Origin of the sequence: Rosistilla oblonga (assembly GCF_007751715.1) — a bacterium.
GTDB lineage: Bacteria > Planctomycetota > Planctomycetia > Pirellulales > Pirellulaceae > Rosistilla > Rosistilla oblonga.
Genome location: NZ_CP036292.1, coordinates 6,465,818 through 6,487,674 on the forward strand (window position 1 = coordinate 6,465,818; position 21,857 = coordinate 6,487,674).

Genomic DNA, 21,857 nt, shown 5'->3' on the forward strand with positions numbered 1-21,857 from the left:
ATGAACGCCGCTGAAAACTGGACCACGATCGCGAAATCCGAAGAGATCGAAGAGGGGATTGGACGCGAGTTCCTGGTCGGCACGCGGATCGTCGCCGTTTTTCGAGTCGATGGCGAATTGTTTGCGATCGATGGAATCTGCCCGCATCAAGGCGGACCGTTGGCCGATGGAGCGGTTCGCGACGGCTGCGTCACCTGTCCCTGGCACGGCTGGCAATTCGAACTCACTTCGGGCCGACATACGATCAGCGGCCGCAGTTTGGCCGAAACGTTCCCGATCCGCGATCGCGACGGGATCGTCGAATTGATAGTCGCCGACGAGGTTTGAACGAACTTTCTTTCGAATATCGATTTTTCCGACCAAGCTTCCCCAAGGACCAACGAACAGTGTGATGGTCGCCTTTCGCCATACCAGCACGAAGCGCAAGCGAGTGTTCCACTTTCGCCTCCGCCATACCAACACGAAGCGCAAGCGAGTGATACGAAAATGAACTGGTACATATAACTCCGCAAAAATCACTCGCTTGCGCTTCGTGCTAGTAATACGCGCTAGTAATACGCGTTCGTAGCAATAAATCCGCAGCGAATGCCGGCGAACGTTATATTGGATTACGTCTCACGACCGTTTCGATAACCACAATCCACTGCGAAACCGCAAATCGCGTCCGGTGATGACACATGAAATGGTATCAATCGCTCGCCCGTTGGACGCTCCTCGCAGCCGTTGGCTTGTTGGGCATCGGCTACCTTGCCAACGGCCTCTCCGGCGATGGGCGATCGACGCAGCCGCCGCCGATACCGAAAGCCAGCACCGCCAGCGAGACCGCCGATTGGATGGAGGTCGTCGCTGACGTCGACGCCGAATTTGAAACGACCTGGACTCGCGAGAGTTTATCGAGAGCACCGGACGCCGATTGGCAGACGGTCAGCCGCCGCATCTCGCTAGCTCTGATCGGCAGCAGCATCTCGCTAGAGGATATGCGGTGGTTGGAGTCGCTGCCCGAAGGGACTCAGGTCGATGCGTTGACCGAGCGGTTGTTGGCCGACCATCGCTTCGCCGACTACTGGGCCGAACGCTTAGGCCGGGCCTACGTCGGCGCCGACATTGGGCCCTTCATCGTCTACCGCCGCCGACGCTTTATCACCTGGCTGTCGCAACAACTGCACGATCGAGTTCCCTACTCGCAGATCGTCCGCAAACTGATCACCGCCAAAGGGATCTGGACCGAAAATCCGCAAGTCAACTTCCTCACCGTGACGCTGGACACGACGGAGAAAGGCCGCGTCGATCCGGTCCGTCTGGCAGCCCGCACCAGCCGCGCGTTCTTGGGAATGCGGATCGATTGCTTGCAATGCCACGATGACTTTCTCGGCAACGTCACCTTGGGAACCAATTCGGATCCGCTCGAAGGAACGCAGCGCGACTTCCATCATCTCGCCGCCTTCTACAGCACCGCAGCGAATTCGATTCAGGGGATTCGCGACGACGGCAAGACTTACGAATATCAATTCCTTTATGAGGACGAGACCGAAGAGGTCGAACCGATCGTCCCCTTCCTTCCCGAACTGCTGACGACCGATCCGGCTGCCGAAAAACTTCCCTCGCGGCAACAGCTTGCCCGCTGGGTCACCCATCCCGAAAACATCCCCGCCGCCCGCGCTGCGGTCAATCGCGTCTGGGCGTTGATGTTTGGTAAACCGCTGTCTGATCCAGTCGATGACATCCCGTTGCACGGTCCCTTCCCGGCTGGCCTGGATCGCTTGGCTCACGATTTCGCCGAGCACGATTGGGACCTGCGTCGCTTGATTCGGATCATCAGTCACCTGCAAACCTTTCAACTCGACAGTCGATGCGACTTCGAAGTCACCAGCGAACACGAGCAGGCTTGGGCGGTCTACCCGTTGATTCGGCTGCGGCCCGAACAAGTTGCCAGTTCGATCATCCAGTCCTGCCGTCTGGCCACGCTCGATCGCCAATCGGCACTGCTGGTTCAATTGCATGCCTTGGGCGAGAAGCACGACTTCATCAATCGTTATGGCGACACCGGCGAAGACGAATTTGGACAGGATGCGATCACGATCACGCAACGCCTGCTTGCGATGAACGGCAAACTGGTCAACGAGCGGACGGGGAAAAACCCGTTCATGAACGCATCGTCGCAGATCGCGATGTTCGCAACCGACGATGCCCACGCCGTGGAGATCACGTATCTATCGATCTTGAATCGGCGACCGACCGAGGAAGAGGCGGCCGCGTGGGTTCGGCAATCCGAACAGGGCGTTTCCCGTCGCCAGTTCGTCGAGGACCTGTTTTGGATCCTGATCAACAGCAGCGAATTCAGCTGGAACCATTAACCCTCACTCGCCTGCGAAAGTCCATTCCATGAACATCGACTGTGGTTCACACGATCACCTCTCGCGGCGCTCACTGTTGCAATCCGCCGGCGCGCTCAGCATGACCGCATTGGCCAACCAACTGGCTCGCGGCAGCGAACAATCCTCGAAGCCTGTACGGCCGAAATCGGTCATCATCCTGTGGCTCAAAGGAGCTCCCAGCCAATACGAAACCTTCGACCCTCATGCCGGCACAAAATACGGCGGCGAAGTCGCAGCGATCGACACGACGGCTCGCGACGTGCAGATCTCTGAGTTTCTTCCCCAGACAGCCGAACAAATGCACCGCGTTGCGTTGGTCCGCTCGGTGACCAGCAAAGAAGGTGACCATGAACGCGCGTTTTACAACATCCAAACCGGCTGGCGTCCCGACCCAACCGTGGTCCATCCATCGATCGGATCGATCGTTTGCCATGAGCTTCCCGGCGGCGCGGACATTCCTCGGCACATCTCGATCCTTCCCGATAACTCCGCCGGACGCGGCGGCTATCTAGGCGCGAAGTACGATGCCTTCAAGGTCTACGATCCGGCCAACAAAGTTCCCGACATTCGGCCTTATGTCGGTGAGAAGCGGTTCCAGCGCCGCGTCGATGGTTTGATGGATGTGGTGGAATCGAATTTCCGCAAAGGCCGGTTGCGTGATCTCGATCGCGATCGCACCCTGCACGGGATCGCCACCAAGAGTGCGCTGACGATGATGGACAGCGATCAATTAGCAGCGTTTGAAGTCGACAAAGAATCGAAAGCGTTGCGAGCTCAGTTCGGCGAAACAGCCTTTGGCCGCGGCTGCCTTGCCGCCGCCCGGCTGATCGAAGTTGGCGTGCGATGTGTCGAAGTCGGCCTGTCGGGCTGGGACACCCACGCCGACAATCACAACGGCCAGCGGACGCAGTGCGAAATCCTCGACCCCGCCTACGCGACGCTGCTGCAAGTGCTGGCCGATCGCGATCTACTCGATTCGACCTTGGTTGTCTGCGGCGGCGAGTTTGGTCGGACACCGAAGATCAATCCCGTCGGCGGCCGCGATCACTGGCCGCACGGCTTCTCGATCGCATTGGCCGGTTGCGGCCTGCGGCAGGGAATCGTCCACGGAGCGACCTCCCCCGATCCCAAGCTCGACAACAAGGAAAACGATCTACTGACCAACGTCGGCGATCCGGTGACGGTTCAAGATATCCACGCCACGATTTTGAAGGCGTTGGACGTCCAATTCGAGCGCGAGCTGATCACGCCGATCGGCCGCCCGCTGAAGCTCAGCGAAGGAACACCGATCGAATCGATCCTCTCCTAGCGCATCGCCCGCCCCGATCGTATAACCGCGCGAACACCCCACCGCAGCTCTCGTTTAACCGCGTGGGCAACGCCCCGCGCGTCCAAGCACCAGCTCAACCAAAACGCGCGGCCCGATGGGCACGCGGTTAAACGAAATCAGCCGAGTTTCGGACCGTCTCAGTTCGCGACCTCCGCATATAAACCACTCCCGCGATCGTGATCACCGCCAGCGACGCCGCTTCGTACCAGGCGAGGCTCCGCTGCGAATCGCTTTCGGCGGTTGGTTCGACCGGCGATGGAATCCGTGGTGGCGTCGCGACGGTGGGCAACAGCGCCGACGACAGCGAACGCTGCGGCGCGGCCGGCAGCACGCTTTCGAACGCCTTAAAAACGCCAATCCCTACGTTCCAACCGGCGTCGGCGTTGGCGATCGATTCGCCCGACCGAGGCGGCTGCGGATCGGCGACAGTTCGCGAGCTGGAATCGTTCTCCAACAGCAGTCCGCTGGTCTCCAATAACCACTGCTGGCTATTGCTCTCCGGCGGGACAGCTTCCGCCGCTGTATCGGGCTGCAACTCGGTCCCTTCGGGCAATTCGAAAGCCTCGGGCTCCGCTGCCGGATCCTCTTCGGCGAGGTCTTCGATCGCCTGGTCCAATTGCTCGATTTGATCTCGGAACGCGTCGGATTGATTCAACCATTGATCGACCGCCTCGATCGCTTCGACCGTCGACGGATTCGCGAACGTCTCGCTTTCGGCTCTCAAGACTTGATCGAAACTCTCCGGACTCAGCTCCCACAGCTCGCCCTGCGGAGTGACCGAGACCAGCACGGTCTCGCTGACGCCGTCGACGTCGGCTTGCATCGGCCCGAGATCACCTTGTTCGCCCGACAGCCCCGGAACCGCTGGGTTTGAGTCGACGCCAGGCCCCGATGAAGATACGACAGGCGTGCGAATTGGCGATGTCGAATCGCCAATCGACGTCGACGATGTTTCGGTGCGAATCGTCACGTTGACAACGTCGGGGAGCGTCGTTGACGATTGATCGTTGTCCGTGATGGTTGGCGTTCCGTCGCTGCTGCCACGATCGCGACGTGGTGGTGGACGATCGCCGTTGCGATCCCCGCCGCGGCGCTCTCCACCAGGACGCTGGTCATCCAAGCGGCCTGATCGAGAGTCTTCGCGATCGCCCGAATCGCGTGACTCGGGTCCGCCGCGATCGTTGCCCTGTTGAGCGGCTGCGTCGCGTGGGCCTCCACCGCGCGATCCACTATCCACGATCTGCGTGTCGGAAAATCGATCGCCTTGGTCCCCGCGATATCCCAGGTCGTCGCTGGCCAACGTCAACGGATTGGCGCTCAGCATCCAGCGTCCCTCCAATTGCTCGAGCCTCAGTCGACGCGATGACGATCGTTTCAGCGGTGCTTTCATTGCGCCACCGCCAATTCGTTGACGGCAGCCAAATCGCGATCGGCTTGTTTTTCGGCCGCTCCATTTCCCGCGGCCGCCGCGCGATAGCTGACAGCCACCGCATCGATCGCTTGCCAACGTTTGCCACGAGCCAAGCAACGCAGCAAGCTGGAATAATGAGTCGGCAAAAAACGCTTCGCTTCGGCGTGCTGCGGGTCGATCGCCAATGCCAGCTGTTGTTGATCGATCGCTTGTTTCCATTGCCTTTCCGCGGCTGCCAATTCACCGAGCGCCAGCATCGAACTGCCGCGGTTGTGCAGCATCGCGCCGATGCGGCTGTGCCCCGAGGCGTCGCCGTTGCTGAGCTCCAGGCTCGCCTGTTGCAGCGAGATCGCTTCATCCAACGCTTCGATCGCTTCGGCGTGTTTTGCTTGCTTTTGCAACGCCCTCGCGACGTTGTTCAAACTGGTCGCCAAATCGCGGCGATGCTGATCGATCGCCGGAGCGATGCTCAACAGTTGACGCTGCAGTCCAGCCGCTCGCGTAAACGCTTGCTCCGCCGACGCCCATCGTCCCGCGTGCATGTTCGCTGAACCTAGATTATTCAAAAGCGTCGCCAGTTCGCCCGAAGCGCTCAACCGATTCGATGACTCGCCGACCGAAGCGGCTCGAATTTGAATCGCTCGCTGCAACAGTTCAATCTCGCTGCGCGGATCGTCGACGGTGACGGCGCTCCGGTTGGCCAGTGCGGATGCAAGTCCACGAGCGGCCAGTTCGTCCTCGGGTTTCCGTTCGACAATTGTCGTCAGCCGCGCGATCGCATCGTCCAACAGGGGCCTCGCCTGAGCGACATCGCCATTCTGAATGAACAACAACGCCAGATTGTTTGTCGTTAACGCAAACTCCGCCGCGTAACGCTCGTTTTCCGGATCACTCTGCACCAGCGCGCCCTGGATCGCCAAAGTCTGCCGATAGTTTTGCAACGCCTCGTCAGACTCGCCGATGTCGGCCAGCGCCAGCCCCAGATGATTCAGGTTCTGCGCGGCATGATAGCGCGTTTCCACAGCCGCCAGCTCCGCGGGAATCGACTCGGGACGTTCGATGATCGCCGCATAACCCTCCGCGGCGCGGCGAAAATGCCCGATCGCATCGCGCGGCGATTTTAATTCTTTGACGATCGTTCCGATCCGCGAATGGGTCCGAGCCACTTCCGCGGAGAGTTCGGGATCGCCGGTCGCTTGCGCCGCGAACTGTTCGTGATACCGCAGCGTCTGTAACAACAGCGAGTGCCGCACCTGTTCAGCTCCCGGCACGGAGGCCAATTGCTCAGCGACTTCGGTTCCCAGATGATCGACCGCCGATTGGGCGTGCCGGAAATATTGATCGCGTTGGACGGCGCTCCATTTGGCGTCGTTGCTCTTTTGCAAGATGATCAAACTACTGGCGACCAACCATAACATCGCCACCGCGCAGACCGAAGCGGCGACAGCGACCGAGCGACGATGCCGCGCCGTCCAGCGTCCCACGCGGGCGACGACCGTCGGCGGCTTAGCCAATGTGGGTCGACCATCGAGGACCGCTCGCAGATCGGCGGCCAATTGGTCGGCCGATTCGTAGCGATCATCCTTGCGGCGAGCCATCGCTTTTTGCAACACCACGCTCAAGTCGGCGGGCGTGTGGGGCAACAGACTGCGCAGCCGCGGCGGTTCGTCCTGTTGGATCGCTCGCAGCAAGGTCGGTCCGTCCTCGCCGACGACTGCGGTTCGCAAAGTCAACATCTCGAACAGCGTCGCGGCCAGCGAATAGATATCGGTCCGATGGTCGACCGCTTCGGCTTTGCCCGTCGCCTGTTCGGGACTCATGTAACGCATCGTTCCCAACAGATCGCCACTGACGGTCAGCGAGCGATCGTCTTGGCAGCGAGCCAAACCGAAGTCGGCGATCCAGATTTTGCCCGCGGAATCAAGCAACAGGTTCGACGGTTTGACATCGCGATGGACGACGCCCGACGTGTGGGCATAATGCAGAGCGTCGGCGATATCGATCGCCCAAGCGACGATCGATCGCCAATCGCGCGACGTCGACGCGGACTCACGCTGCTGCAAGATCCAAGCGTCGACGGGCAGGCCATCGATCAACTGCATCGCAAAATAGTGGATCCCGCGCTCCGAACCGACACTGTAGACCGGGACGATGTGCGGATGTTGCAGCAGTCCCGCGGCACGGGCTTCGTTTTTAAAGCGGGCGATTTGGCGAGCGTCCAACAGCGACGCCATCGGCAACAGCTTTAAAGCGACCTGCCGGTTCAACGACTTCTGATTCGCTTCGTAGACGACGCCCATCCCACCCCGGCCGATCTCACGCTGCACCGTGAAATCGCCTAATGTCATCGGGCTGCCCGAGGTCGGCTGCAAGTCGCTGAATTGATCGGTCGGGTCTTGGAAGCCGACCGCGACGCCGTAGAGTGCGTCCAACTTGCTTAGATAGCTGGCGAAGACCTCCGACAAATCGGGATTCTCGCGATCGAGCGTCTCCAGATCCAACGGCTCGCCCGATTCGAGCGACTGGAGATAGCGATCCAGTTGCTCGGTCAGGCGTTGCTTCTGATCGTCGTCCAACGCCCGCAGCAATTCCGGTTCGTCGCAGGAATCGAGCACCGAATCATTCACAGACATCGCGAGCTTCTCCCTGCGTCTTGAAGGCTTCCAGAGCTCTCAGCCAAAGCATCCGCACCGCACCGCCGGAACGATCCATCCGCTTGGCGATCTCGTCGAATGACATTCCCTGCAGGACGCGGAAGACGATCACATCGCGGTAGGGTGGATGCAGCTCGCTCAATTGGTCGGCCAACCAGACGGCGCGCTCACGAGCTTGCATCGGAGCGCTCGGCGATTCACCTCGGTTGGGCAGGATCGAAGCGAGGTTGATGGCGGAGTTTTCGAGTCCGTTGGCCACGGCGTCCAACGACACCTCGCGGCGGACGTCCCGCTTGGCGACTTTGACATTCGCGGCAAAAGCGCGATGCAGCGTGTGGATCAGAATCTGTCGCAGCCAGCACAACAGCTCTCCTTGGCTCTGGCCGCGAAAATCGCCGAAGTCGCGGTGGGCGGCCAACATCGCTTCCTGAACGATGTCCGACGGATTCAACCGGCGTTGCAAACGGCGATCCAATTGCGTGCTGGCCAACAACGTTAAGTAGTTGGAGTACCATTGCAGCAAACGGCCCAAGGCTTCCGAATCGCCATCGCGAGCCGCTTCCAGCAGCGATCGAAACTCTTGCGTTTGGCCCGACTGGCTGCTGGAATCGGAACGGTGGGTCGAATCGGTTGCGATCACGGTGCTTGCCTGCGCTGAAGGGTTTACCGGTTTCCAAAATTAGGGAACGGAAACGTCGCGTTTTGTTTCAACCGCGCGGCTGAGAAAATCAAATTTCCACAGCCGACCGATCCGTGTGCCAGTTCGCCCCAAGTTAAACGATTCATCGAAAGAATCCGCGTTGGCTCGCTGCACGCCCTAACAGTGAAAACGCTGCATCGACGCAGTGGTGGAATCCGCGATGGGAGTGATGCCCGCCGCGGCGGTGAAGCGAGTTGCCGTCGTCCAACCAAGTAGACAATTCGTCCAGCGAAACCGCTTCGTCTGCATCGCTATCGGCATCGGAGACCTTTTCCCAAAACCGATCGCTCACTTCGTCGGCGGTCAACAAACCATCTTCGTTGGCGTCCAGGGCACTGAAAAAGTCTTCGCGAGCTGTCGCCAACGCCGCTTCGACTTCCGCCAACGTGATCACCGCGTCTCCATCGGCATCGATCTCCGCATCGACCAAACGATCCCACAACCGACTGGAAACATCCTCCTCAGTCAGCTCGCCATCTTTGTTGGTGTCCAACCGCGTCAGCAGATCTTCCGCCGTCGCTCCCGTCAAACCAAGCCCCACGCCAAACCGAAACCGTGAGCCGTCGAGGCAATGTGCGTCGGTCTCGTCGGTCTCGTCGGTTTCACCACCATCCAACACGCCCCCGTCATCGACCGGTTCTAGCGAGTCATCATCTTCGGCGGTCGGATCGTCCACGGTTTCGGTGCCGTCGTCGACAGGATCGAGCGTTTCTTCATTCTCTGTATCGCCGGAATCGAGTGTATCGTCGTCGGTCGTATCGTCGTCGGAGGTGTCGACCAGATCGGTGGTCGCATCGGAATCGTCGACTGGCAAGATGCTGTCGTCGGCCGCAGCGTAAAGGCTGGTGATCTCGGCAATATCTTCGCTCGACAGTCCCGCAAAACTTTGGCTCGGCGATACAAACGGTGCTAGCACCGCACTGGCATCATCCAAGTGGTCCAGTCCCAGCGCGTGACCGATCTCATGGACCGCGACCCAGACGAGATCGAAGGCTTGATTGCCTAGCGAATTGCCAACCTCCCAAACCTCGGAGGAATCAAATTGGATGTCGCCGGCAATCCTCGCGGGATTCACATCGTCGGGAAAATAGGCTTGCGCCAACGTGCCGCCGTCACCATCGATGTTGGTAAACGAAATGTCGATCGAATCGCGCAACCCCGATTGGTCGGTGGGGGTAAAGCTGACATCGACGACACTCGACCAAGCGTTCAACGCCGTCTCGATCGCCGCGTCGGTTTCCGCTTGCGTCAGCGAACTCGGACTGCCGGAGATGTTGTAGGTCAGTTCTGCGTTTCCCAAGCCGGGGCCATCCCAGCCGACACTGGCAGTCAGCACGCGGCGCGATTCAAGTGTCTCGGTGACAAGGATTCGCGACTTGCGGCGCTGCAGTGGCTTGCGTTTTTGCGACATGATTGAACGACGAAACATGTGGACCTTCTTCCTATCAAAGGGGATGACTGACGGTTTTCCAAAACCAAGCGACGCCACAGAGTGCGGCGCCGCACCGATCGACCTTTCGCTAACGCATGGCGACGACGGTCTCGGCCGACGCGTAAGATTCGCTCGCCGAGGCCTCCGCTTCGCGCTCGGCTTGGCGAGCTGCTTTGAGTTGAGCGATCCGTGCGTCGCGGGCTTCTCGCTTCAACATCGCTCGTTCCTTGCGTGCGGCCAATAAATCCTGTCGCTGCTGGTACTTCTGCGCCACCTGTTGTTGATATGTCTGCTGCCGCATCGCATACAACTGTTGGTTCTGCAGGTACCTCTGTTGCTGCAAGGCGTAGTCGCGTTGATAGGCCAGCGGATCGTAGCGTTGGCCCAGGGCATAACCGGTTCCCGCCGATCCTCCCGACGCACCTCCGCGTCCTCCAGAACATTGGGCTTGGGCATCGTTGCCTGCCAACAAGATCGTTGCGGTCACCAACCCAGCCAACATCAAGGCTCGTTTAAACGTCATCGAACACCCTCCTGCGAAAAGCGAGAAAAGAGAAGCAGTCGCCTCGCGCAGTCGACATCAACCGACAAGGCTCAGGCAATAGGGGCGTTTTCCCTTCAAGAAAGTCACACCCGCAGTCGAGCTTTTTCGGAAAACTTTGCACTAAGGCCGATCAGTGAACGTTAGCCTCGGCAACGCGGTCGTTAAGGGCACGTTGTGAACCCGGAGATTTGCGTTTGAATCCCATCCAGGCCGGAGGCCGACACAACGTGAGCGAGAGTCTGTCGCCCTCCGGGCTATCCAATCCGCTCGATTCTCAGGCCGGAGGCCGACACACGATCTGCCGGCGGTGTAAGCCGCCGGGCCGAGAATGGCAACAAACGCACATCACGGACGGATACCGTCACGTCGTGCGAGTCCAGAAGCCGCCGGCAGGCCTGTTTCAATTCCGGGTGGCGGACGATTTAGTTTAACGGCTCCCGACGTCCGACTTGCCTGCGATCGCTCGTTCGATCTCGACTGGAGTCGGTTCGGGGCCGCTCTGTGTCGCAGACATGAACTTCATGACTCGAGCACGCAACCGATCTCGATCGACACCATCGAACTTGTCACCCATCATCGCCAGCGTTTCCGCTTGCGCGACGGTCGCCGCCAGCGTCGCATTGATGTAGCTGTTCAAGGAAACCCCTTGTTCGCTGGCCAACTGTTGAGCCTTTGCTTTCAAGTCGTCTCGCATTCGCAAGGAGAGGGTTGCCATGGTCAATTTCCTAAATCGTAAAGTGTCGAAAATTCGACTGGTGTCATCACATCCCATCCATGCTTGACGAGAGCGGCACAATCAAAATCGCGAACGTTATAGGTGATGATGATCGCAGTTGCGGCGACCGCAGCTTCGATGAACTTATTATCCGCTTCATCGCTCAGATTCGGGCGCCAACTAAAACGCAGTTGCGTTTGGTGTGACAGCGAAATGAGTTCCAAGACCAAATCGGAATTCTGCTTAGCCGTCAGGCCAGTCAATTTCCGTACCGTCGGCCGCGACAAAACGTCTGTGTACTCCGCAATGATCCCCTCGGTAAGCATCAGCGGAACGCGACGGTTAAGCACCGCCATCAGCACGCGATAGGCCATGCTTTGTTCGTGTCGACACGCTCCAGCGACCAATACATTTGTATCGAGAACGACAGGAGGGCAGACAATTTTCAATGGATGACTCACATACCGCCGCCAAATGCTTAATACCGTATTGTGCTACATCGAATTCTTCGCGTCAACAAATATTGCCGAGCCACTCTCGCGATGACAATCGGGAGAGTGGTGGTAGACAGCAATTCCCTGGCGTAGATCGGCAAGCACCTCTGAATAAATAAGAGTATGCCGCCCTCCGGGCTATCCAAACCGCTCGATTCTCAGGCCGGAGGCCGACACAATGTGAGTAAGAGTGTGTCGCCCTCCGGGCTATCCAATCCGCTCGGTTCTCAGGCCGGAGGCCGACATACGAACTGCCGGCGGTGTAAGCCGCCGGATCGAGAGTGGCGACCGAAGCATATCTAGGCCGGATGCCGACACAATGTGAGTGCGAGTCTGTCGCCCTCCGGGCTTGGCATCGCCTGCAGCTTTGGGACCGGAGGCTGACGCACTCCGGCAGTTCGTATGCCGCCCTCCGGGCTACCAAACAGTTAGACGACAATCTCGAAATCGAGGCCTCGCAAGCGGGTGGCGCCGTTGGAGACGAGGAGGTCGAGTGTTTCACCGGTCTCGGCGAGACGGATCTGATATTCGCCCGTGTGGACGAAGTTGCTGAAGCGATAGCTCCCTTTGCGATCGGTCGTCGTGCTGTCGATCACGTTCCCTTCGTCATCCAACAACTCCAATTCGACTCCTTCGACAGCGACATCGCGACTCGAATTGTTGTTCCGATTCAACGACGAGCTTCGCGACCGATTCGACGCGGAATTGTCGACGGCTCGTGTAACCGTTCCACTGACCGTGGCGTTCATGAAGAAGACGTTCTCCTGCAACCCTTCGACGTTGGTGTTTCGCTCGATGATGTCGGCCAACGTCGTCTGCTGCAACTCTTTCAGCTCGCGACCTTCGAAAACGTTCTCATACCAGAACCGATCTCCGTCGCGGATCCTTTCGAATTGATCGGAGATGATCGCTTGATGAGTTTCGCCAACCGACGCTCCGCGAACATGATCCTCCGCCAACAGACCGACCCACAGATCGATGTTGTTGACGTCGCCATACAGCGACTCCAGCTTGCCTTGCAGTTCGACATCGCTGGTGATGTCGGCGAAGCTCTCGACCGGATCGAGTCCATAGGCGACGCGGGTGCTGTTGTAGTCAGCCAGGCCGTGATCGCGGCCGCGTTGGATGTTCAGCGATACCAGATCAAAACCGCCGGCACCGGGAGGCCCGAACAGAAAGTTTCGCAGACTATCGACGACCTCCAAATCGATCTGCATCGATTGCGACGACGCATCGTATTTCAGGATCGAATCGATTCCCGTCTCTTCCAACAGCGAGGGGTTGAAAAACGCTTCGGTCAACGAAATTTCATCGCGGACCTCGAGCCCGTCGTTATCGAAGAATTCGATGTCGTCGTTGAGCGTGCTGTGGCCAAACCGGAACGCGGCAGTCGAGAACTCGTTGGCGATCGAAGGATTGACCGACGCGTCGTAGCCATCGTAGGAGTCGACCGCATTGTTACCCAACAGCGCCGGCAGGAACTCGTTGTAGGTGATCGATTGGATTTCAGCGATCACGATCGCGCGGGCTTGTTGGTAGATCTCCTCGTCGATCAGATCGGGATCCGCCGCAGAGATCTCGTCGGCCAGGCGATTATGTTCGCGTGCGAACAACGTTTGGATCGCGGTCAGCGAAATGTTTTCGCTGGCACGAATGTCGCCCGCGATCACCATTCCCGATTCGTCCAACGGCAGCAGGCCGTCGTCGGTGATCACCAAGCGGCCTCCTTCAAACGAACGCAATCCGTCGGCGGTCTCTTGATCCGATCCATAGACCTGCGAACCATCGATGTAGGCGGTGATCGCGTTGACCTGTTCCCGCGGATTGTCGACCGAAGTTCCGGTGGTCAAATCGTACACCGAACGACTCAGCCCAATCGTCACCTCCCCCGTACCGCTGGGGTCGAAGTACGGATCGCCAGCGGGCACTACGATGTCGAACGTTTCGCCATCCTCTTGAGACAACGAGAGATCGATGTCGTGGTCGATGAACTGTCCCCAAACGTAGAGGAACGCCGACAGGCCACGATCGTTCCCCTCGCTATCGACGCTGGCATCGCTCAACACATTGCTGATCTCCCGAGCGCTCGGCCGATCCTCGCCACCGGGCTCCGAGATCCCATCGGCATAGTCGGCATCGGCGACTCGCAACAACGTCGTTCCAGCGGCCCCAAGATCCTCATCCTCCAAGTTGTTCCCCGTGCCGTCGATCGAACGGACCTCATCGGGCAGGTCGGGGATCGTGCTGCCATTGTCGATCGGCGAGTCGTGGCGATCCTGGCCACCGCGATTGATCCGGTTGAGCACACGAAGCGCGTCGATCGGACCGCGTCGACCGTCGTTGTTGACGTCGGTGAACATCCCTCCTTCGTCGCGTTGATTCCGCTGAATCGCATTTAAAATCGCCAACGCATCGACCGGCGAAACGATTCCGTCGTCGTTTACATCTTCGGCATCGAAGTAGTTGTGTTGGAACAGATTCAGATCGGCAGCCAGCATCTGACGCGATTCGAGCGTTTCGCTGCGCAGTCGGCGACGGCGGCGGCGCGGCCGTTTGGAAGCGCGATTCGATTTGGACCACAACGAGTTGTAAAGCGCACGAAAGGTATCTGCAGGTTTCATACCACACCTTTGTCCAATGACTGGAGAAGAGAAGAAGAGAGTCACGCTTCTCCTGAAAGGCAATTTGCCGGGCTCATTTGTCACGCGCGATGGACAAATTTTTCTGAGTCGACAGATCGGACGTCCCTCGCAGCGGCGCCTCACGCCACCTCGCAAGCAGTCACACCAGGCAGCCCGCGACAGCCAGAGGGGCCACCACGCTCTAGAGATATTCAGTCTTTTTCAGCCTGAAAAATCGACCGGCACGCTCTACCGATCGGTTCTCCAGCCAACCGGACGTTAACGCGTGGCGGCTGATTCCCACTGCACGCACCGACCGCCGCACGCTTTCCCTTCCGCGGTATTTTGCTACAGTGAATCGCACTCCGAGTAGAATCGATGCAGCTCGCGGCGATATCTCAACGCGAACTCACCGAACCCGCAAGCTGATAAACGACGAACACATTTTGATAGTCCCTTCGATAATGACCGACCCGATCCTGATCCGCTTTGGCATGGCGACCTGGTTCTCATTTATGCTGACCAACCTGTCGATCGCCGCGATGGGGATCGAACTGCGACGGCGAGGCGTGCCGATCCGCTGGCTCTCCTATTCGCTGAACATGCGAGTTCGACTCGAGAAGATCAACGAAGTGACAGCTGCCTATTGGGAATTCAAAAGGGAGCGCGGTGAGTTCCCTCTGTTCGCTTGCGCATTGCTGACCGCGGCGTTGGGGTTGTTGGTGATCCCCTTTACCGCGTTGTTATATCGCCTGTTGGCCAATTGAATCGCCCGCCAGCTCCCGTAGCGGAACTCGTCAAGAGTTTCGGGACCTCGCGTCGTGAATCGAAAGTCTTGACGGGCTGTTGATTTAATCGCGTGCGAACTTCTTGAATTAGCCGTTTGGGCGTTAGCCCCGGTTTAGCGGTGCTTGAACCGGGGCTAACGCCCAAACGGCTGATTAAATCGACAGGCCGTTGACGACTTCCGCTACAAGATCCTTCGCCGGTTATGGAACGGGGACGTTGTCCAAGATCTGCCGGATGCAGTCGTCGACCGTTTTGCCTTCGGCTTCCGCTTCGTAGCTCAACATCACCCGATGCCGCAGCACGTCGGGAGCCAACGATTTGACATCGTGTGGTGTGATGTAGTTGCGGCCTTGCAGGAACGCATGCGCCTTGCTGGCCTTCATTAGATTGAGCGAACCGCGCGGGCTGGCTCCCGTTTCTATCATCCCTTCGAGGCCGCGGACGCCCAATTCCGCCGGATTCCGCGTCGCCCGAACGACGTCGACGACATAGTCGCGGACTTTGTCGTCGCACCAAATCTTCTCGACCACGCCGCGGGCTCCCATGATATCCTCGGGCGTCGCGATCGCACTGATCTCCGGCATCGGTTTGCCACCGGCCATCCGATCGACCACTTTGCGCTCTTCGTCGCGAGTCGGGTAATCGACCATCACCTTCAGCATGAAGCGATCGACTTGAGCTTCGGGCAACGGGTACGTTCCCTCTTGATCGATCGGGTTCTGCGTCGCCATGACAAGAAACGGATCCTCAAACCGGAACGTCTCGGTGCCGATCGTGACCTGCCGTTCCTGCATCGCTTCCAACAACGCAGCTTGCACTTTGGCAGGGGCTCGGTTGATCTCGTCGGCCAGGATCAAGTTCGAGAAGATCGGCCCCTGCTTGATGCTGTACGTCGCCTCTTTGGGATTGAAGACCTCGGTCCCAATCACGTCGGCGGGCAGCATATCGGGAGTGAACTGGATCCGCGAAAACCCTGTATGAATCGCTTTGGCTAGGCTGCTGACGGTCAGCGTTTTGGCTAGCCCCGGCACACCCTCGAGCAGGATGTGACCACCGGTCAACATGCCGATCAACAGTCGCGAGACCATCGCTTCTTGCCCCACCAGCACCCGGCCCACCTCATCGATCAGCTTGGTGCAGGTTTGCGAATATTGGGCGATTTGTTCGTCGATTTGTGGAGCAGTCATATCGTGATATTGGGATCTCTTGAGCAGGTCGTATTGTATTTTTTCGTTTAACCGCGAGCCCATCGGGCCGCGCGGCCTTGAAAAACGCGGGGCGATGCCCGCGCGGTTAAACTAGAAAACTTCCTGCTTGCTGCTTAGGATTTCAATTTGCTACGAATCGCGTCGAGCAACGGTTCGGGCTGGTCGGCCGACCACTGCACATCGGTTGTCGATTTATCACGGAGGTCTTTGACCTGGCACGTTCCGGCTTCGAATTCCTGATTGCCAGCGATCAACGCCAGAGTGAACCCGCGGCCGTCGGCATACTTTAGTTGTTGCCCCAGCTTCTTCGGTTCCGGGAACACCTCGACACCAATCCCCGCGGCGCGGACGGTTGCCGCCAGCTGCAGGTAGGCGTTCAGTTGCCCCTTGTCGAAATAAGGGATGAAGACCGGTGCCGGCGTTCGGACTTGCGGAAGCATCTCCAACTGTTCCATCGCCGCCAACAAGCGATCCAGGCCCAGCGAAGCCCCAACGCCCGGCAGGTGCTGCTTGGTGAACAATTCGGCCAAGTTGTCGTAGCGACCGCCGCTGCAAACGCTACCGATCGATGGCAACGCGTCGAGGAAAGTCTCGAAGATCACGCCGGTGTAGTAGTCGAGTCCACGCGCGATCGTTAGGTCCAACTTCACTCGCGACGCGGGAACGCCGGCGGCGGCGAGCCCTTCACGCATCTGTTGCAAACGCTCGATGCCGAGCGCTGCGGTGGCGTTTTCGCCGGTGATCTTGCTCAATTGAGCATACAGATCGTCGGCGTCGACATCGATCTCGGCCAAGGCGAGGACGGCGCGGGCCTGCGACTCGGAAACGCCCGCCGTATCCTGCATCTCCTGAGCGACTTTGTCGGCTCCAATTTTGGCCAGCTTGTCCAACGCGCGAAGCACCAAGACCGAGTGCTCAGCGATTCCCAAGTGCCCCAACAAACCGGTCAGCACGCGGCGATCGTTGATGTGAATCTTGAACGCTTCAAACCCAAGTGCCAGCATCAGCGAGTGGATCACCAGCGGCGTCTCGATGTCCGCAGCGACACTCTGCGTGCCGATGGTATCGAAGTCGCACTGAATGAATTCGCGATAGCGGCCCGCTTGCGATTTCTCGCCACGCCAAACCGGCGCGATGTGATAACGCTTAAACGGCGTTCCCAATTCGTTGATGTGCTGGGCGGCAAAGCGGGCGAAGGGGACGGTCAGATCGAACCGCATCCCAACCTGTCGGTTCCCTTGATCGGTAAACTGGTACAGCTGGCGATCGGTCTCGTCGCTCCCCTTGCCGGTCAAAACCTCAAGGTATTCGAGCGCCGGCGTATCGATCGGGGCGAAGCCAAAACTGCGGAAAACTTCGCGAGCGATCTCCATGCAGCGTTCCCGCGGCATCATGACTTCGGGCAGATAATCGCGGAAGCCTCGCAGCGTTCGCGGCGTGATTAGTGACATACGATTTTGCGTGCGTGAAGGAGGAAACACTCAGTTAAGATGGGATTTTAACGCGAACCGCCTCAGGGCGTAAGCAACCCACGGCCTAGCTTGTTGCCGGCTAGCGAAGCCGGTTATAGTGGACGGTCGAGTCGCAACTCCAGTCGTCGCCTACGGATTCCGTTTCGTGAAACAAGTCATCGCCGTCGTGAAGCCGTATCTCGCCCAGAAAGTCCTGGGGAGCCTGGAACGTGCGCCGATCGAAGCGATCACGGTCACCGAGGTCAAAGGTTTTGGACGCCAGAAAAGCTATCTAGACCAATACGGCGACAGCGAATATTCCGAGGCGTTTCTTCCCAAAGTCGAGATCACCGCTTGGGTGGAAGATGCTCGCGTCGAAGAGATCCTGGCCAAACTAGTCTCCGTCGCCCGCAGCGGCCGGATGGGAGACGGCAAGATCTTCGTGATGCCAGTCCTCGGGTTCCTGGAAGAACCAAGCGGCACTTGAGCCGCCGGACGCTCTGGCCCACTGAAACGCCGCCAGCGGCTACCGATCGCGCGATCAAACGCTCATCACATCGTATTTTGGGTCAATCAAGCGTCTTCAAGATTGTGCCAGACTAAAAACGCGGGGCGTTGCCCACGCGGTTAAACGAAAAGCTAGCTTGCTTAGAACTCCGACTCGCCATAGGTCCAGCGAACCAAATCGCCATCTTCCAGCTCGATCGCCCCAACGCCCTCCTGAGCCCATTCTTCGTTCACGTAATACGACCAGCCTTCGTTTCCGGAAGTCGTCTTGCCGTTGATCGATTGAACAAACGTCATATCTCCCTTGCCGACGATTTCCAACTGGACCGTGTCGGGCATCTCCGCAATCTGACGCATCGCATCGGCGACCGTCGATCCATCCGGCACCGCATCGAGAGCGACTTCGACAGGTTCGCCCTCGCCAAATTCGAAGACAAAGCGAACCGCGATCTTCGGCCCATCCGCTGGCGGCGCCGCGGCGGGCTCGGTCGCATTCTGGCATCCGACCAAAGCAAGCAACAACAAGCAACCGATCCCAGCGATCCGCTGCAGGCTGGCAACGGAGACGGTTTGACAGACGAACATCATGAGAGATTCCTCGAGTAAAAGCTGCGGAAAACGGGCGTTCGTTAGACGAATCGCAGCAGTGCGTATTTCTTCTTGCCGCGCCGCAGCACCATCACCGATTCGCTAGCCAGATCGGCTCGCGTCAACTTGTAGTCGATATCCTGCTGCCGCTGGTTATTGATGTAGGCGCTTCCTTCTTGGACCGCCCGACGGGCTTCGCCGTTGCTGGAAACCAGCCCCGATGTCTTGAACGCTTCGACGACCCAAAGCCCCTCGCCTTCGAGCGCCGACTTCGGCAGCTCCTTGCTCGGAACATCGGCGAAGATCTGCGTCAGCTCTTTGTCCGACAGATCGCTGATCTCACCACCAAACAGGATCTGCGAAGCGTTCAGCGCGCTCTTCAATCCCGCATCGCCATGCACCAACTGAGTCAACCATTCGGCCAACCGCTTCTGCGCGACCGCGGCACCGGCATTATTTTCCAGCTCCTGGGCCAGCGACTCGCATTCCTCGCGATCGATCTCGGTCAGGTAGTGCAGGCAGGTCATCACGTCTTTATCGTCGACGTTTCGCCAGTATTGGAAGAACTCGTAAGGGCTCGTCCGTTCGGCACTCAACCAGATCGTTCCCCGTTCGGTCTTGCCCATCTTTCGGCCATCGCTGGTCAGCAGCAACGGCGAGGTCATGCCGTACAACTGCGGCGTCCCCATCCGGCGACCGAGATCGATTCCGGCGGTGATGTTGCCCCATTGATCGCTGCCACCCAACTGCACGCGGCAACCGAGCTTCTTGTTCAGTTCGACAAAGTCGTAGGCCTGCAACAGCATGTAACTGAACTCGGTGTAGCTGAGCCCAGCCTCGCTAGTCAGTCGCGACTTAACCGATTCCTTCCCCATCATCACGCCGACGGGAAAGTTCTTGCCGACATCGCGGAGGAAGTTCAGGTAGCTGAAGTTCTTCATCCAGTCGAAGTTGTTCACCAACTGAGCGGCATTGTCGCCGTCGGAGTCGAGGAAACTCTGCACCTGCGATGCGATCCCCGCGACGTTTTTCTCCAACTGGTCGGCTGACAACAGGTTCCGCTCTTCGCTCTTCCCGCTCGGGTCGCCGATCATTCCCGTCGCGCCGCCGACCAACGCAACTGGACGATGCCCGGCGCGTTGAAAACGACGCAGCATCATCAGCGGCAACAGGCTGCCGACGTGCAGACTGTCGGCCGTCGGGTCGAAGCCCGCGTAGACGCTTTGAGAACCTTCGGACAAGAGTTTCGCAAGTCCCGCTTCATCGGTGACTTGATGGATCAGGTTCCGCCAGCGGAGTTCCGAGAGGATGTCGGTCATAGGTCTGAAAACAGCAGCGTGATGTAGAGAATGAAAACAATACGAACACAGGCCCGACAGTCGGGCCTGCGATTTGGTTCACGAAAATCGAGCCAGCCGAATCAAACGTCGGCTTGCGACCACTGGCCGTCGATGAACCGCCAAGTCGAGCCGGTCGGATTTTTGTCCTGCAGTAATTCGGGCAAGCGAGCTGGGCGAACGGCATCGAAGCAGGTCAGTTTGGCGAATCGCGGCAACGCGGCCGGAATGCCGACGGCGGTGAAACCGGGGTGGCCGGTCGATGGATACGGGCCGCCGTGATTCATCGCGGGACTGACGGCGACGCCGGTCGGCATCTTGTCGTTCAAGATCCGGCCGACCTTCGGTTCCAGGGCAAACGCGACTTGCGGATAAACCGCGTCGTCGGATCCGTCGTTCGCCGAATAGATGCACCCGGTCAGGTTGCCTTCCAACGAATCGATCACTTGGGTCAATTGATCGATGTCGTCGGCAACCACAACCATCGACGCGTTGCCAAACGCTTCGGTCTGGAACGTTTCGGGATCGCTCAGGAATTTCTCGCCTGTTGTTTTCAGCAGCGTGTTGGATCGGGCACAGCGACCTTCGACCGGATCGCCTCCGCCGCAAACCAATTCCGCTCCCGCATCGCGCAACGTTTGGATTCCCGCTCCCAACGACTTCGTGACCGCGGGCGATAGCAACGTGCCGGGCGTAGCCGCTTGATAGGCAGCCGAGACCGCTTCGACAAATTTGTCCGCGTTTTCACCCTTGGTCATCAGGATGATCCCGGGGCTGGTGCAGAACTGGCCGGTTCCCATCAGGGCGCTGCCGACAAAGTCTTTAATGATCGCATCGCCGCGTTCGACCATCGCACCGGGAAGGATCGCGACGGGATTGACGCTCGACAGTTCCAGATAGATTGGTTTGCCAGCCCGATCGGCAGCCGCTTTAAGCGCCAGACCGGCGCCACGCGAACCGGTATATCCGGTCGCGCCAACGCGAGGATCGGCGACCAATCGCTCGCCATCGGCGTGGTTCAAACGATAGATCAATTGAACCGTTGCGGTCGGCAGATCGGTCGCTTGCAGCGCGGCAAACGCTTCTTCGGCGAAGATCTTGGTCGTTTCGGGATGCGAGCTGTTCGCTTTGCCGATCACGGGGTTGCCCGCCGCGATCGCGGCGGCGAAGTCGCCACCGCTGAGGCTGCCGAAGGCGAACGGAAAGTTATTGGGTCCAAAGACGCAAACCGGCCCCAAGGACTGGTAACACGATCGGATGCCAGCTTTGGTATCGATCGTCGCTGCGGCCCAATCGCCGCTGCGGCAGGCGGCGGCCGCCAAACGCAACTGGTTCGTCGTCCGCGGCAGTTCGACGTCGGCCAATCGCGGGCTGGCGGGCAGGCCGGTTTCGCGGTTGGCCGCGGCGACCAAGCGATCTTTGGCAGCGTCGATGCGGTCGGCAAAGGCTTCCAAAAACGCAGCGATTCGCTCGCGTGGCAGCTGACGCAGTTCAGCATAAGCGGCAGCCGCAGCGTTCAACGCTTCGTCGCAATCCTGCCACGAACTGACCGGAAAAACAGGGCTCAGCAATTCCATGTTGCTTGGATCGGTCGCTTGAAATACGTTAGTATTCGCGGTGTCGAGCGAAGCAGGCCGCCATTGACCGGCAATCAAAACAGGTTCGGATTGGGCTGTTGTGGACATGATTTTCCAGGATTCG

18 protein-coding genes are annotated in these 21,857 nt (G+C 58.9%); 5 read left to right on the forward strand and 13 right to left on the reverse strand.

The features are described 5' to 3' along the window. From CA51_RS22780 to CA51_RS22790, 3 genes are all read left to right on the forward strand, one after another. Nucleotides 1–327, forward strand: a complete 327-nt coding sequence (locus CA51_RS22780; RefSeq protein ID WP_145123444.1) for a Rieske (2Fe-2S) protein — start codon at nucleotides 1–3, stop codon at nucleotides 325–327. A gap of 350 nt (nucleotides 328–677) precedes the next feature. Continuing rightward, a complete protein-coding gene (locus CA51_RS22785; RefSeq protein WP_145123445.1) occupies nucleotides 678–2,354 on the forward strand; it encodes a DUF1553 domain-containing protein in 1,677 nt (558 codons plus the stop codon). 28 nt (nucleotides 2,355–2,382) lie between these two features. Then, a complete protein-coding gene (locus CA51_RS22790; protein WP_145123446.1) occupies nucleotides 2,383–3,684 on the forward strand; it encodes a DUF1501 domain-containing protein in 1,302 nt (433 codons plus the stop codon). A 127-nt stretch (nucleotides 3,685–3,811) separates the two neighbouring features. Here CA51_RS22790 and CA51_RS22795 read toward each other — a convergent pair whose 3' ends face one another. The 8 genes from CA51_RS22795 to CA51_RS22830 all read right to left on the reverse strand — a co-directional run bounded on the left by CA51_RS22795 (nucleotide 3,812) and on the right by CA51_RS22830 (nucleotide 14,276). Continuing rightward, a complete protein-coding gene (locus CA51_RS22795) occupies nucleotides 3,812–5,095 on the reverse strand; it encodes a hypothetical protein (protein ID WP_145123447.1) in 1,284 nt (427 codons plus the stop codon). Continuing rightward, nucleotides 5,092–7,749, reverse strand: a complete 2,658-nt coding sequence (locus CA51_RS22800) for a serine/threonine-protein kinase (protein WP_145123448.1) — start codon at nucleotides 7,747–7,749, stop codon at nucleotides 5,092–5,094. The genes CA51_RS22795 and CA51_RS22800 overlap by 4 nt, the downstream gene beginning before the upstream one ends. Continuing rightward, a complete protein-coding gene (locus CA51_RS22805) occupies nucleotides 7,736–8,410 on the reverse strand; it encodes a sigma-70 family RNA polymerase sigma factor (RefSeq protein ID WP_145123449.1) in 675 nt (224 codons plus the stop codon). Before CA51_RS22805 ends, CA51_RS22800 begins: the two co-directional genes overlap by 14 nt. 142 nt (nucleotides 8,411–8,552) lie before the next feature. Then, nucleotides 8,553–9,899, reverse strand: coding sequence for a matrixin family metalloprotease (locus tag CA51_RS22810; protein WP_231745842.1), 1,347 nt, complete (start codon nucleotides 9,897–9,899; stop codon nucleotides 8,553–8,555). A gap of 91 nt (nucleotides 9,900–9,990) precedes the next feature. Continuing rightward, a complete protein-coding gene (locus CA51_RS22815; protein ID WP_145123450.1) occupies nucleotides 9,991–10,425 on the reverse strand; it encodes a hypothetical protein in 435 nt (144 codons plus the stop codon). 448 nt (nucleotides 10,426–10,873) lie between these two features. Continuing rightward, nucleotides 10,874–11,161, reverse strand: a complete 288-nt coding sequence (locus CA51_RS22820; protein WP_197451411.1) for a toxin-antitoxin system HicB family antitoxin — start codon at nucleotides 11,159–11,161, stop codon at nucleotides 10,874–10,876. 2 nt (nucleotides 11,162–11,163) lie between these two features. Further along, the gene (locus CA51_RS22825; protein WP_261343040.1) at nucleotides 11,164–11,622 is read right to left on the reverse strand and encodes a putative toxin-antitoxin system toxin component, PIN family; all 459 of its coding nucleotides are present in this window, start codon (nucleotides 11,620–11,622) and stop codon (nucleotides 11,164–11,166) included. 461 nt (nucleotides 11,623–12,083) lie between these two features. Next, nucleotides 12,084–14,276: a peroxidase family protein gene (locus CA51_RS22830; protein ID WP_145123453.1), complete on the reverse strand. Its 2,193-nt coding sequence runs from the start codon at nucleotides 14,274–14,276 to the stop codon at nucleotides 12,084–12,086. 464 nt (nucleotides 14,277–14,740) lie between these two features. On the opposite strand from CA51_RS22830, the gene CA51_RS22835 reads away from it, so the two are divergent. Further along, the gene (locus tag CA51_RS22835; RefSeq protein ID WP_145123454.1) at nucleotides 14,741–15,043 is read left to right on the forward strand and encodes a hypothetical protein; all 303 of its coding nucleotides are present in this window, start codon (nucleotides 14,741–14,743) and stop codon (nucleotides 15,041–15,043) included. 222 nt (nucleotides 15,044–15,265) lie between these two features. On the opposite strand, the gene CA51_RS22840 is transcribed toward CA51_RS22835, so the two are convergent. Then, nucleotides 15,266–16,252, reverse strand: a complete 987-nt coding sequence (locus CA51_RS22840) for an AAA family ATPase (RefSeq protein ID WP_145102122.1) — start codon at nucleotides 16,250–16,252, stop codon at nucleotides 15,266–15,268. A 134-nt stretch (nucleotides 16,253–16,386) separates the two neighbouring features. After that, complete coding sequence (hisS, locus tag CA51_RS22845; protein ID WP_145123455.1) at nucleotides 16,387–17,724, reverse strand: histidine--tRNA ligase; 1,338 nt, start codon at nucleotides 17,722–17,724, stop codon at nucleotides 16,387–16,389. Between the two features lie 166 nt (nucleotides 17,725–17,890). Between hisS and CA51_RS22850 the strand changes: the two genes are divergently transcribed. Further along, on the forward strand, nucleotides 17,891–18,211 hold the full coding sequence (locus CA51_RS22850; RefSeq protein WP_145102126.1) for a P-II family nitrogen regulator: 321 nt from the start codon (nucleotides 17,891–17,893) through the stop codon (nucleotides 18,209–18,211). Nucleotides 18,212–18,372: 161 nt separating this feature from the next. Here CA51_RS22850 and CA51_RS22855 read toward each other — a convergent pair whose 3' ends face one another. The 3 genes from CA51_RS22855 to CA51_RS22865 all read right to left on the reverse strand — a co-directional run bounded on the left by CA51_RS22855 (nucleotide 18,373) and on the right by CA51_RS22865 (nucleotide 21,841). After that, nucleotides 18,373–18,819, reverse strand: a complete 447-nt coding sequence (locus CA51_RS22855) for a DUF4430 domain-containing protein (protein ID WP_145123456.1) — start codon at nucleotides 18,817–18,819, stop codon at nucleotides 18,373–18,375. Between the two features lie 41 nt (nucleotides 18,820–18,860). Continuing rightward, entirely contained in the window at nucleotides 18,861–20,138 is a 1,278-nt protein-coding gene (gene tyrS, locus CA51_RS22860) for a tyrosine--tRNA ligase (RefSeq protein ID WP_145123457.1), read from the reverse strand. 101 nt (nucleotides 20,139–20,239) lie between these two features. Beyond that, on the reverse strand, nucleotides 20,240–21,841 hold the full coding sequence (locus CA51_RS22865; RefSeq protein ID WP_145123458.1) for an aldehyde dehydrogenase (NADP(+)): 1,602 nt from the start codon (nucleotides 21,839–21,841) through the stop codon (nucleotides 20,240–20,242). Nucleotides 21,842–21,857 lie beyond the last annotated feature (16 nt).